The organism is Enterobacter cloacae complex sp. IR5401 (assembly GCF_049238425.1).
In the GTDB taxonomy this organism is placed as follows: domain Bacteria; phylum Pseudomonadota; class Gammaproteobacteria; order Enterobacterales; family Enterobacteriaceae; genus Enterobacter; species Enterobacter hormaechei_C.
The window spans coordinates 111,615-124,861 of sequence record NZ_JBMKHN010000009.1 but is presented as its reverse complement, the minus strand read 5'-3'; the positions used below and the strand labels follow the sequence as shown (position 1 = coordinate 124,861).

General features: G+C 55.1%; 11 protein-coding genes. 7 read left to right on the top strand and 4 right to left on the bottom strand.

What is annotated here, in order from left to right:
* Nucleotides 1-13 precede the first annotated feature (13 nt).
* The 5 genes from acrB to ACOTX1_RS14945 all read left to right on the top strand — a co-directional run bounded on the left by acrB (nt 14) and on the right by ACOTX1_RS14945 (nt 5,635).
* Nucleotides 14-3,160: a multidrug efflux RND transporter permease subunit AcrB gene (acrB, locus tag ACOTX1_RS14965; RefSeq protein WP_022650497.1), complete on the top strand. Its 3,147-nt coding sequence runs from the start codon at nt 14-16 to the stop codon at nt 3,158-3,160.
* A 510-nt stretch (nt 3,161-3,670) separates the two neighbouring features.
* Nucleotides 3,671-4,045, top strand: a complete 375-nt coding sequence (gene tomB, locus ACOTX1_RS14960) for an Hha toxicity modulator TomB (protein ID WP_006809850.1) — start codon at nt 3,671-3,673, stop codon at nt 4,043-4,045.
* A 27-nt stretch (nt 4,046-4,072) separates the two neighbouring features.
* On the top strand, nt 4,073-4,291 hold the full coding sequence (locus ACOTX1_RS14955; protein WP_015571250.1) for an HHA domain-containing protein: 219 nt from the start codon (nt 4,073-4,075) through the stop codon (nt 4,289-4,291).
* 208 nt (nt 4,292-4,499) lie between these two features.
* Nucleotides 4,500-5,051, top strand: coding sequence for a maltose O-acetyltransferase (gene maa / locus ACOTX1_RS14950; protein WP_023315537.1), 552 nt, complete (start codon nt 4,500-4,502; stop codon nt 5,049-5,051).
* A gap of 116 nt (nt 5,052-5,167) precedes the next feature.
* Nucleotides 5,168-5,635, top strand: coding sequence for a YlaC family protein (locus ACOTX1_RS14945; RefSeq protein WP_022650495.1), 468 nt, complete (start codon nt 5,168-5,170; stop codon nt 5,633-5,635).
* Here ACOTX1_RS14945 and ACOTX1_RS14940 read toward each other — a convergent pair.
* Nucleotides 5,607-7,067 carry a PLP-dependent aminotransferase family protein gene (locus tag ACOTX1_RS14940; RefSeq protein ID WP_023315536.1) on the bottom strand — a complete coding sequence of 487 codons (1,461 nt, stop codon included), beginning with the start codon at nt 7,065-7,067 and terminating at the stop codon, nt 5,607-5,609. The genes ACOTX1_RS14945 and ACOTX1_RS14940 overlap by 29 nt on opposite strands.
* 101 nt (nt 7,068-7,168) lie before the next feature.
* On the opposite strand from ACOTX1_RS14940, the gene ACOTX1_RS14935 reads away from it, so the two are divergent.
* Nucleotides 7,169-7,879: a GNAT family N-acetyltransferase gene (locus ACOTX1_RS14935; RefSeq protein WP_023315535.1), complete on the top strand. Its 711-nt coding sequence runs from the start codon at nt 7,169-7,171 to the stop codon at nt 7,877-7,879.
* Here ACOTX1_RS14935 and ykgO read toward each other — a convergent pair.
* A complete protein-coding gene (gene ykgO, locus ACOTX1_RS14930; protein WP_003859006.1) occupies nt 7,876-8,016 on the bottom strand; it encodes a type B 50S ribosomal protein L36 in 141 nt (46 codons plus the stop codon). The two genes, ACOTX1_RS14935 and ykgO, sit on opposite strands and share 4 nt — an antisense overlap.
* 2 nt (nt 8,017-8,018) lie before the next feature.
* Entirely contained in the window at nt 8,019-8,279 is a 261-nt protein-coding gene (locus ACOTX1_RS14925; RefSeq protein ID WP_015571255.1) for a type B 50S ribosomal protein L31, read from the bottom strand.
* A 216-nt stretch (nt 8,280-8,495) separates the two neighbouring features.
* Here ACOTX1_RS14925 and ACOTX1_RS14920 point away from each other — a divergent pair, with 216 nt between their 5' ends.
* Nucleotides 8,496-10,055, top strand: a complete 1,560-nt coding sequence (locus ACOTX1_RS14920; protein ID WP_023315534.1) for an EAL domain-containing protein — start codon at nt 8,496-8,498, stop codon at nt 10,053-10,055.
* A 51-nt stretch (nt 10,056-10,106) separates the two neighbouring features.
* Here the strand turns inward: ACOTX1_RS14920 and ACOTX1_RS14915 are convergent, their stop codons facing one another.
* The gene (locus ACOTX1_RS14915) at nt 10,107-13,196 is read right to left on the bottom strand and encodes a beta-galactosidase (protein ID WP_023315533.1); all 3,090 of its coding nucleotides are present in this window, start codon (nt 13,194-13,196) and stop codon (nt 10,107-10,109) included.
* Nucleotides 13,197-13,247: the final 51 nt, after the last annotated feature.

The window sequence follows — 13,247 nt, the reverse complement described above, 5'->3', positions numbered from 1 at the left end:
GAGCCGTTAAGACATGCCTAATTTCTTTATCGATCGCCCCATATTTGCGTGGGTGATCGCCATTATCATCATGCTGGCCGGGGGACTTGCGATCCTGAAGCTGCCTGTTGCGCAATATCCAACGATTGCGCCACCGGCAGTAACGATCTCCGCAACCTACCCGGGCGCTGATGCGAAAACGGTGCAGGATACCGTTACGCAGGTTATCGAACAGAACATGAACGGTATCGATAACCTGATGTACATGTCCTCAAACAGTGACTCAACCGGTACGGTTCAGATCACCCTGACCTTTGAATCCGGTACGGATGCGGACATTGCGCAGGTTCAGGTGCAGAACAAATTGCAGCTGGCGATGCCTCTGCTGCCGCAGGAAGTACAACAGCAGGGCGTGAGCGTCGAGAAATCGTCCAGTAGCTTCCTGATGGTTGTCGGCGTGATCAACACCAACGGCACCATGACGCAGGAGGATATTTCCGACTACGTGGGCGCCAACATGAAGGACGCCATCAGCCGTACGTCAGGTGTGGGTGACGTTCAGCTGTTTGGTTCCCAGTACGCCATGCGTATCTGGATGGATCCGAATAAACTGAACAACTTCCAGCTGACGCCGGTTGACGTGATTAACGCCATCAAAGCGCAGAACGCCCAGGTGGCGGCCGGTCAGTTAGGCGGTACGCCGCCGGTCAAGGGCCAGCAGCTTAACGCCTCGATCATCGCGCAAACCCGTCTGACCTCCGCGGATGAGTTCAGCAAAATTCTGCTGAAAGTGAATCAGGACGGTTCGCAGGTTCGCCTGCGTGACGTAGCGAAAGTGGAGCTGGGCGGCGAGAACTACGACGTTATCGCGAAGTTCAACGGCAAGCCGGCATCTGGTCTGGGTATCAAACTGGCGACCGGCGCTAACGCCCTGGACACCGCGACGGCTATTCGTGCAGAGCTGAAGAAGATGGAACCGTTCTTCCCGTCAGGTCTGAAAATCGTTTATCCGTATGACACTACGCCGTTCGTAAAAATTTCGATTCACGAAGTGGTAAAAACCCTGGTTGAGGCGATCATCCTCGTCTTCCTGGTAATGTACCTGTTCCTGCAAAACTTCCGCGCGACGCTGATCCCAACCATCGCCGTACCGGTTGTATTGCTTGGGACCTTCGCGGTTCTGGCGATATTTGGCTACTCGATAAACACCCTGACGATGTTCGGGATGGTGCTCGCCATCGGCCTGCTGGTGGATGACGCCATCGTGGTGGTCGAAAACGTCGAGCGTGTGATGGCGGAAGAAGGCCTGCCGCCGAAGGAAGCAACCCGTAAATCTATGGGCCAGATCCAGGGCGCGCTGGTCGGTATCGCGATGGTACTGTCCGCGGTATTTATCCCGATGGCCTTCTTTGGCGGCTCTACCGGTGCGATTTACCGTCAGTTCTCCATCACCATCGTTTCGGCGATGGCGCTGTCGGTACTGGTTGCACTGATCCTGACGCCAGCCCTGTGCGCGACGATGCTGAAGCCGATTCAGAAAGGCGGACACGGCGAGCATAAAGGGTTCTTCGGCTGGTTCAACCGCATGTTTGATAAGAGCACGCATCACTACACCGACAGCGTGGGTAACATCCTGCGCAGCACCGGTCGTTACCTGCTGCTCTATATCATCATCGTGGTGGGGATGGCATTCCTGTTCGTTCGTCTGCCAAGCTCGTTCCTGCCAGATGAAGACCAGGGCGTGTTCCTGAGTATGGCGCAGCTTCCGGCCGGTGCGACGCAAGAGCGTACGCAGAAAGTGCTGGATGAGATGACCGACTACTTCCTGACCAAAGAGAAAGACAACGTCGAATCCGTGTTTGCGGTTAACGGCTTTGGCTTCGCGGGTCGTGGTCAGAACACCGGTATCGCCTTCGTTTCTCTGAAAGACTGGTCTGAACGTCCAGGTGCAGAGAACAAGGTAGAAGCCATTACCGGCCGCGCGATGGGCACCTTCTCACAGATTAAAGATGCGATGGTCTTCGCCTTTAACCTGCCAGCGATTGTTGAACTGGGTACGGCGACCGGCTTCGACTTCCAGCTGATTGACCAGGGCGGTCTGGGCCACGAAAAACTGACGCAGGCGCGTAACCAGCTGTTTGGCGAGGTGGCAAAACACCCTGACCTGCTGGTGGGCGTACGTCCTAACGGTCTGGAAGATACGCCGCAGTACAAGATCGATATCGACCAGGAAAAAGCGCAGGCGCTGGGTGTTTCCATCAGTGACATTAATACCACGCTGGGCGCCGCCTGGGGCGGTAGCTACGTTAACGACTTCATCGACCGTGGTCGCGTGAAGAAAGTGTACGTGATGTCCGAAGCGCAATACCGCATGCTGCCGAACGATATCAACAACTGGTACGTTCGCGGTAGCGATGGCCAGATGGTGCCGTTCTCCGCCTTCTCAACCTCGCGCTGGGAATACGGTTCGCCGCGTCTGGAGCGTTATAACGGCTTGCCATCGATGGAAATCCTCGGTCAGGCAGCGCCAGGCCGAAGCACCGGTGAAGCCATGAACCTGATGGAAGAACTGGCCAGCAAACTACCTGCGGGTATCGGCTACGACTGGACCGGCATGTCCTATCAGGAACGTCTGTCCGGTAACCAGGCCCCTGCCCTGTACGCCATTTCTCTGATTGTGGTGTTCCTGTGTCTGGCGGCATTGTATGAGAGCTGGTCGATTCCGTTCTCCGTTATGCTGGTGGTTCCGCTGGGGGTTATCGGTGCACTGCTTGCCGCGACCTTCCGTGGGCTGACCAACGACGTTTACTTCCAGGTGGGCCTGCTGACAACCATTGGCTTGTCGGCGAAGAACGCGATACTCATCGTCGAATTCGCCAAAGATCTGATGGAGAAAGAAGGAAAAGGCCTGATTGAAGCCACGCTGGAAGCCGTTCGTATGCGTTTGCGTCCAATCCTGATGACGTCCCTGGCGTTTATCCTCGGCGTTATGCCGCTGGTTATCAGCTCCGGCGCGGGCTCCGGCGCACAGAACGCGGTAGGTACGGGTGTAATGGGTGGTATGGTCACGGCGACCGTTCTCGCCATCTTCTTCGTACCGGTGTTCTTTGTGGTGGTTCGTCGCCGCTTCAGCCGCAAAAATGAAGATGTTGAGCACAATCATTCGGTAGAACATCACTGATACCGGTTTCACATGATAAAAAGGCCGCATTTGCGGCCTTTTTCATTTTCAGAAAAAATCATAAAATAGACCTATTGCTTTTCTATTTATTTTCTTCTTTTTAAATGAGGCCTGGCATAATAGGCCGATAACTTACACCAGGAACTCAGCCTTCTTTTATTATCATTTTGCGGCGTAAATTATTCGGACTATTCCTAAGTAACGGAAATTATCTGAAGATATCTGGTTTCGGACTTCACATGAAACTTTGCGCTAACTCAATGAATTTTAAGGAACCGATAAAAAACGGTTTTTTATTTGATTAACGTGGTTGCTGCAAAAGGTACATTTGCGTAAAGGCTCGCACAGTAACGATTTAATTGTAATTTTTCGTAATAGCGCGGTGAAATCTTGATCAGAGTGGCTTATAGTTAGAGTTATCAGGAACACAGCTCCCATGTGGCTAAGCAAGTTGTATCCATCCCGACATGATGTTCGGTGAGTAAAAAATCACTCAGAAGGGGATGCGCTATGGACGAGTACTCGCCAAAAAGGCATGATATCGCGCAGTTGAAATTTCTCTGCGAATCCTTGTACCATGACTGCCTTGCCAATCTTGAAGAAAGTAACCATGGCTGGGTGAACGATCCAACGTCTGCTATCAATTTACAGCTTAACGAGCTGATCGAGCATATCGCCACCTTCGCACTTAATTATAAAATTAAGTACAATGAAGATAATAAGTTGATAGAGCAAATTGATGAATACCTGGACGACACCTTTATGTTGTTCAGCAGCTACGGCATTAACGCACAGGATTTGCAGAAATGGCGTAAATCAGGAAACCGTCTATTTCGCTGCTTCACTAATGTCAGCAGAGCTAATCCGGTTAGTCTTTCCTGTTAAAATTATTACAATTACTAAGGTGAATTTATGTCTGATAAACCATTAACAAAAGTCGATTATTTGATGCGCCTGCGACGCTGCCAGTCAATTGACACCCTCGAACGTGTTATTGAAAAAAATAAATACGAGCTCTCTGATAATGAACTGGCGGTATTTTATTCAGCTGCCGACCATCGTCTGGCTGAACTAACCATGAATAAACTGTATGACAAGATCCCCTCTTCGGTATGGAAATTTGTTCGTTAATCGTTGAAGAGAGACTGTAAAGGCACTACGCCCGTTGTTAAGCTGAATTTACCTTTCGAATTACGCTTCAAGTGCAAACGCCAGGTTCCCGTATAAAACGTATTTATGCGCATAAATGTTGTGACTCCCGTCACAGCCGCTTTTAGGGAACGTTCCCTTTCTGGTTAATCCTCTTTACGCTGCGTAAAACGATTCCAGAGAGGTTCCCATGAGTGAAGAAAAACAGAAGATGATTGCAGGTGAATATTACCGCCCTGGCGATGACACGCTGAGGGCTGACCGTTTACGCGCGCGTCATCTTGTTCACCGCTATAACCATACCGCACCCGATGAGAAGGCCGAACGTCGCGCCTTATTAGCTGACCTGCTGGGTCAAAGCGAAGGCGCCTATATAGAACCGAGCTTCCGCTGCGACTACGGGTATAACATCTATCTGGGCAAAAATTTTTATGCCAACTTTGACTGCGTCATGCTGGATGTCTGCCCTGTCCGCATTGGCGATAACTGTATGCTTGCGCCGGGGGTGCACATTTATACGGCCACGCATCCTCTGGATGTGACCGAACGTAACAGCGGGCTGGAGTACGGTAAACCGGTCACCATTGGTGATAACGTCTGGATCGGCGGACGTGCGATCATTAACCCGGGCGTAACCATTGGCGATAATGCGGTTATCGCTTCCGGCGCGGTAGTGACCAAAGACGTGCCGGCCAATGCTGTCGTGGGCGGCAATCCGGCGAAAATCATTAAAATGCTCTAAGCGCATCCTGAGTAACTGTTATGCTTTTTCCTGGCATAACTGTTACTTTCATCGCGTAAACCCCTCTCATAAAATAAGCAGATCACCTGTATTTTCAACAATCATAAAGGCAAAAAATGACAGAGATACAGCGCCTGCTTACCGCCACCATCGACGATCTCAATACTCGCGAAAAGCGCGACAATCGCCCGCGCTTTAGCATCAGCTTTATTCGCAAACACCCCGGGTTGTTCGTCGCCATGTACGCCGCCTGGCTGGCAACGCTTATCGTCATGCTGAAGTCTGAAACGCTGGTCGATTCCGTCTGGCTGCTGGTAGTGCTGTTCGTGGTGTTTAACGCGTTTTTCTTTTTCGACGTCAATCCGCGTTACCGGTATGAAGATATCGACGTACTCGATTTCCGCGTGTGCTACAACGGGGAGTGGTACAACACGCGTTACGTGCCGAAGGAGCTGATCGACAGCATCCTGCACTCGCCGGCTGTCGAAGCCGGGCAAAAAGAGAAGTTGCAGAAAATGGTCACCACCAAGGGCCAGCTCTCTTTTTATGATGTCTTTACCCTTTCCCGCCCCACTGCTGCGTAATTAACGCCTGAAGACGTCGGATACCCGGCGCAAACTGCGAAGCAGAGGTATTGCCGTAACCTAAAACCAGACCGGTTTGCCCCTGCTTCGTCTCAAGGTAATATCCGCTCAGCGCAGCGGGTGCCAGCTGAAACGCTCTTGCCTGCTCCACCAGCCGCTGGTCGTCGATACCGTCAATCGCCAGCGCCAGGTGCATCCCTCCTTCTCCGGCAAGAACGCGATGCGGCGTATGAAGCTCTGCGCTTAGCACCTCTCGCAGTTGGCGGTATCGCTTACGATAAAGTCGGCGCATGGCGGCAAGATGTCGCGCATAGTGGCCTTCCTCAATAAACAGCGCCAGGGTGCGCTGTTCAGCGCGATGCCCGCCGCGCAGCAGCGAGCCGATGGCGGGACGTGCCGCCTTCGCCAGCGCTGGCGGTAACACCATGAACCCCATTCGGAGCGACGGAAACAGCGTTTTGCTGAACGTCCCCAGATACACAACGGGCGCGTTGTTGACCATACCCAGCATCGCCGGGACGGGCTCACCGGTATAACGGAATTCGCTGTCGTAATCGTCCTCAATGATCCACGCGTTGTGCTGCCGGGCCAGTTCCAGCAGCGCCAGACGCCGCCGCGCGCTGAGTACGCTTCCGTAAGGGAACTGATGCGATGGCGAGGTAAAAATCAGCGTGGGTGAAGGCGCACACAGCCCTTCCCAGCACATCCCCTCGTCATCCACCGGTATGCCGGTCATCGCCAGGCCGGTTTTGACAAAAGCGCATTTGGCGCCGCTATAGCCGGGATTTTCCACCCAGGCGACATCCCCCGGCTCGCTTAACAGCATTGTGCACAGATTGACGCCCTCCAGCGCCCCTTCGGTTATCACTATCTGGCTGGCGTCACAGTCAATGCCGCGGGAGAGCGCAAGATGGCGGGCAATGGCGGCCCGTAGCGACGGCTCGCCGGCAGGGTCGCCATACCCTAACAGGGCGCTTCCCTCCTCGCGCAGGACGCGATCGTACAACCGCCGCCATAGCGGCAAGGGGAAATAGTTGATGGCAGGCGTTCCCGGCGTAAACGCCATCACCGGAGTGTCACGCGGCACAGGCGCGGGCAGCCGGGCGACACGTTTTGTCAGCCTGACGTCCGGGTCCGGTAATGTCCGGGCAATCGTACGAGGAGCGAATTGCCCCACCCGCGTGCCCTGGCGGCTACGCAGCAAATAACCTTCGAGCGTCAGCTGGTCCAGCGCCGCGTTGACGGTATTTCGGGACACCGAGATCTGATGCGCCAGCGTTCGTGAGCCGGGCAAATGGCTGCCGGACCGAAGCCTTCCGCACAGTATGGCCTCCCGCAAAGCAAGATAGAGCGCGCGCTGGAGCGTCTCTGTCCCACGTTTTTTCAGCGCAGCATGGAGCAAGGTGTATAGCTCATCACCCGGTATATTCATCATTCCTCCTCGTGGTACCAGAAAAACATAACCTGGTGGTTCTTTTTAAGGAACCAGCAATTCATTAATCTGGAGATCTTCTTAACATCATGGAAATAAAGATGAATACATTCAATGAGTTTGGTCAACCTGTAGGGGAAAGCCTTATCGACTGGCAGCCTCGGCCGCACCCGTCCCGGGTGGTACTTCAGGGTCGTTATTGTCGGCTTGAGCCGCTGCGCATGGAGCATGCCCACGCGTTGTTCTCTGCGTATTCCGTGGCCGGAGATACCCGAAGCTGGACGTGGCTGCTGCGTGAGCCCGATGCCACCGCAGAGGAGTTTGCCGAATGGGTGGCGAGCGTAAGCGAATTAGCCGATCCCATCCACTTTACCGTTATCGATAACCAGAACCAGTCTCCTGTCGGGACGCTGTCCCTGATGCGGATCGATCCTAAAAACGGCGTCGTGGAAGTGGGACATGTTCACTTCTCGTCACTGTTAAGCCGCACGCCCATGTCGACAGAAGCGCAGTATCTGCTGATGCGGTACGTGTTCGATACCCTGGGCTACCGGCGTTATGAATGGAAGTGCAATAGCCTGAACGAACCCTCCCGCAAAGCGGCCCTGCGTCTTGGCTTTCAGTTTGAAGGGCGTTTTCGCCAGGCGCTGGTCATTAAAGGCCGAAACCGGGACACCGACTGGTTTTCAATTCTCGACAAAGAGTGGCCAGCGCTGGCGAGCGCCTTTGAAAGCTGGCTTGCCACCGACAATTTTACTGCCGATGGCAAACAGAAAAGATCCCTGGAAAGCTGGCGAGAAACGCGCGTCTAGCGCCTTTTTTTACGCCCCTGCACCGCCTTAAAGCGCGGGTTAGATTTGCAAATCACGTATAAGCGTCCCTTGCGTTTGACTATCTGGCAATCCGGGTGACGCTGTTTTGCACTGCGCAATGAGTTAAGCACCTGCATGATTAGCCTCGCTTCGCATCAAGAAAGCCGCCAAAACGCTTGCGGAAGCGTGCCGCGCTGCCATCTGTCGAGAAGGTCTTCTGCTTCCCGGTGTAAAACGGATGTGATTTAGAGGAGACATCAAGAGTAACGTAAGGATACGTTTTCCCCTCAAGCTCAATTTCACGATCTGTCTTAATCGTTGAGCCAACTTTAAAATATTCATTAGCCGTGGTGTCGTGAAACACAACGGTGCGATAGGTTGGATGGATATTCGGTTTCATCTCTGGTCTTCATGTATTGTTATAACATAACAAGATACTATCTGAGCTTTGCTGCAAAAACAACCCCTGTGACGCGCAGCCTGTTTTTGAAAGGTTTATTCAGATACCTGCCTGAGACGGTTGCATGCTATAACTATATCATTTACCGATAAAAACTTTTTCCTCTGGCGCGCAAACTCCAGGCCCGGGGCGGGCATATGGGAAGGATAAAACAGCATGCGAACCCGACATCTGGTCAGCCTGGTGACAGGCGTACTGATCTTCTCTGTGCTGGTCCCTGTGTGCCTCAGTATCTGGCTGGCGCATCGTCAGGCTGAGGAGAAATTTGTGGACGCGCTGGACAGCTATGCCTCGCGTGTCCTGATCCGTACCGACAGAGTCGTTGCGCAGGCAAAACAGGCGCTCACGCACCTACAGACATTCCACGCCCCGCCCTGCACTCCCCCGCATTTACGCGAAATGCGCCGGGTCGCGTTCTCATGGCGCTATATCCAGGAAGTGATGTATATCGATAACCTGAAACCGCTCTGCTCATCGCTTGAACAATCCAGTGATACGGCGATCTTACCGCCCCCAATGCGGATCACCGAAGATGGTTATAGCGCGTGGCTCACCTCGCAAAACGACCTCGGCATTCAGCGTTATATGGCCGTTCTGGGGAAAGGACATTATCTGGTAATGGTCGATCCGGCGTCGCTTGTGGATGTTGTTCCGTTTGGTGAAATCTCAATGGATGCCGCCCTGGTGGGCAGCTCAACCCATCATATATTTGCCAGAAGCAATGTTCTAGACCCGTATATTCTCTCTGTCGTTAAGGAGCAGCAGGACGTTACGCGCGTGCAATACAACGGCTCAATGTACGTGATGAAACCTGTACCCGAACTGGGGTTTACGGTGATCGCTTGGGCGTCGTTAAAACCGCTGGCGGCTTCCTGGCACCAGCAACTGATCATCTGGCTACCGGCTGGCATACTGCTAAGCCTGGTTGCTGCCCTTATTGTCCTGCGCATTCTCCGCCGTTTGCTGTCCCCGCGTCACCGCCTGATCGACGCGATCAACAACCGGGAGATCGAGGTTCACTACCAGCCCATCGTGGCGCTGTGTAGTGGAAAACTGGTGGGTGCTGAAGCGCTGATGCGCTGGCCGCAGCCAGATGGCAGTAACCTGTCGCCTAATCTCTTTGTTCCGCTGGCTGAGCAGACAGGGCTTATTTCAACGCTGACGCGGCTAGTGGTAAATGAGGTATTTGAGGATCTAGGCGCCTGGCTACACCATCACCCGGAACTGCATATTTCTGTCAACCTTGCGCCATCGGATTTAACGTCCCCCGAGCTGCCTCGCCAGCTGAGTCAGTTGCTCAACAAATGGGGCGTCCACCCGCGCCAGATCGCCCTTGAATTAACCGAGCGCGGGTTTGCCGATCCTGCCGTCAGCGTACCTGCTATCGCTGCATTTCGCCGCGCCGGGCACGCTATCTACATTGATGATTTTGGCACGGGTTACTCCAGCCTGAGCTATTTGCAGGATCTGGATGTCGATACTCTGAAGATTGATAAATCCTTTGTGGATGCGCTGGAGTACAAGCACGTGACTCCCCACATCATCGAAATGGCCAAATCGCTTAAACTGGCGATGGTCGCAGAAGGCATTGAAACTGAAGGGCAGATCGAATGGTTGCATCGCCACGGCGTGCAGTACGGCCAGGGCTGGTATTTCAGCAAGGCGCTGCCTAAAGAGGATTTCATTCTCTGGGCCGCGCACAACCTCAGGAAATAAACCGATTGTGCGGTGTTACGTGCGGCCACGGCAGTGGCCGCACGTTTCGGCTCAGCCGTTCTGCTGCCAGCTAAACGTGTAGCGCAGCCGGCGGTTTTGCAGAATGAAGGCCGGGGCTACGCTCGGGCTCCATGAGTCGTCCCCCCCTACGCCCATGTGAAACGCATCAAGATTCAACCAGCAGCCAGCCTCTTCCCGCAGCAAGTGCTGATGCGTTGTCTCATGCAGCTGCCGCTGGCTATAACGGCTCAGGGAGAAATGGAACTGTCCCTGCAACTGATGGGAGCCAAACGTCAGCTCGCGGGTGTCGCAGCGCAAACCGTTCTCCGTCGGGAAGATATACGGCGTCTGCATCTCTTCCAGCGGTAACGCCCAGCGCCCCTGCTGCGCCGCCAGTTTTCTGTCCGGATAGTTTTCCAGCGGGCCTAGTCCCAGCCAGCGCACCGTTTCCGGGATATCCGCCAGCATAACGCTCAGGCCCACGCGAGCGGGCTCAGGAATGTCAGACGCCACCGTCACCTGCACATCACCGTGCAGCACCCCGTGGTCATCAATCCGCCAGACCTTGCAGCTCATAAATAGCGCTTTACCCTGATGCTCCCAGACGTGCTGCGTGGTCACCACCACCTCACGGTTATGCTGCTCCGCTTCACACTGGAGGAGGCGCGCGGACATCTCATACATCCCTGCCGCTTTCCAGCGTTCCACCCACGCGTTCGGATCGATGCGGGTCGCCTCGCTGACGCCAATGTCATTGTCCAGCGGCGCGCGGGTGAAGTTATCCGTTAGCGGAGAACGGAGCGTTTCAGCGCCCTCGTTCCACCACTGGGTCAAGTTTCCGGTGAGACGGCTAAACTGCCAGCGCTGCTGCTGATGAGTAATGTCCAGCGCCTCGTCCTGCACCGTTAGCTGCGGAGGGGTTCCGCCTGCTTTCGGTGGCGCAAGGTACAGCGGCGCCGGGAGCGGCCACTGATCCCAGGCACAACGGTGGCCGGGCGGCGACCACGGCGTGGCCTGCGGCTGAACGATCTCCACGTTGAGCCAGACCTCGCCCGGCTCAGCGACAAGTTCAGGCAGCGGGATCTCAACGTGCTGCGTCCCCTCGGGCGCAACAGAAAGGGGGGTTTCGCCGGAAGCCAGTACCGCACCGTCACGCGCCACCGACCATCGCAGATACTCGTTGTCAGTATGACGGAACAGATAATCGCTCTGGATCTCGACGACCAGCGGAGCGGTGCTCACCAGCGTAAAGGTAAAGAACTGCTGGGCACGCTGCGCCTCGTAAAGGGCGGGATGCGGAGTGCGATCGGGAAACACCAGTCCGTTGAGGCAGAACTGACGGTCGTTGGGCTTATCGCCAAAATCGCCGCCGTAGGCCCAGAATACCGTGCCGTCTTCCGCTTTTTTCGTCAGCGCCTGATCGACCCAGTCCCAGACAAAGCCGCCCTGCAACCGGGGATGGCTGCGGAATGCCTGCCAGTAGCTGGCAAAGCCGCCAAAGCTGTTGCCCATCGCGTGGGCATACTCGCACAGGATCAGCGGACGGGTTTCGTCCGGCATACCAATCCACTTTTTAATCGACCACTTTGGCACCGCCGGGAACGGCTGATCCTGATCGACGCGAGCGTACATCGGGCAGACAATATCGGTTGCCGCCGTACTGGCGCCGCCGCCTTCATACTGCACCGGCCGCGTGGGATCGGTGGTTTTCAGCCAGCGGTACAGCGCATCGTGATTCGCCCCATGCCCGGACTCATTCCCCAGGGACCAGATGATGATGGACGGATGATTCCGGTCCCGCTGCACCATACGCGTTACGCGTTCGCTCATGGCAGGCAGCCAGCGCGGATCGTCCGCCAGGCGGCTCATTGGCACCATGCCATGGGTTTCAATATTCGCCTCATCAACCACGTACAGGCCGTAGCGATCGCAAAGCGTGTACCACAGAGGATGGTTCGGATAATGCGAGCAGCGCACGGCGTTGAAGTTATGCTGCTTCATCAGTTCGATGTCGCGGCGCATGGTCGCCTCATCCATCACCTGCCCCTTCTCAGGATGATGTTCGTGACGGTTCACGCCGCGGATCAGCAGCGGTTTGCCGTTAAGCTTCAGCTGGCCGTTGCTGATTTCGACGCGTCTGAAACCGACATCGCAGGCTTCAGTCTCCAGCACGTTACCCTGCGCATCCCGAAGCGATATTGTCAGCCGATAGCATTCCGGTGTTTCAGCGCTCCATAGCGCAGGAGCGTTCACGGGTATCGCCACCCTAAGCCGTTCTGCCCAACTGCCGCGTTCGTCCACGATGGCCGATCCGGGCTGCTGCGTGGTTTGCGCGCAGGCTTCGCCGTTACGCCACAGGGTAAACGCCACCTCGCATTCGGCGTAGCGTGTGCCTTCCAGCGCAACGTCAACCCGGAGTATCGCCCGATCGCATTCGGCATTCAGATCGGTCACGATCTGATAATCGGCAATTCGCGTTTCCGGTTTGTGCAGCAGCGAGACGTCACGGAAAATGCCACTCATCCGCCACATGTCCTGATCTTCCAGATAGCTTCCGTCGCACCAGCGTAACACCATCACCGCCAGGCGGTTCTGCCCCGGTCGCAGCACCGCGCTGAGATCGAACTCCGCAGGCAGACGGCTGTCCTGCGAATAGCCCATCCACTGGCCGTTACACCACAGATGAAAAGCTGAATTCACCCCGTCAAAAATAATGCGGGTTTGCCCGCTGCACATCCAGGCGTCATCCATCTCAAATGTGAGCGAGTAACAACCGGTTGGGTTTTCAACCGGAACATAGGGCGGGTTCACATTTATCGGATAGGTGACGTTGGTATAGATGGGAGTATCAAATCCCTGCATCTGCCAGTTCGACGGCACGGGCATCTCAACGGCATCAGCCAGATCGTCCGTTATCCATGCCTCCGGAACCTGCTCTGGCGCCGGGAAAAAGCTGAATCGCCAGATGCCGTTAAGCAGACGCTTGCTCCGCGAAGGCTTATCCTCGCGGGCGAAGGTTTCATCGCGCCAGCTATGAAAAGGCGCGTGTGCGGCCAGACGATTCCACTGCGTCACACCCGGGTTTTCCCAGTCACGACGCGCCAGAAGTGCGCTGAGAGTCAGCAGCAATGTAGAAGACATATCAACCTCTTTGCGAAGCGCTCACAATTTTAGCCAACATGCCCTGGTAAA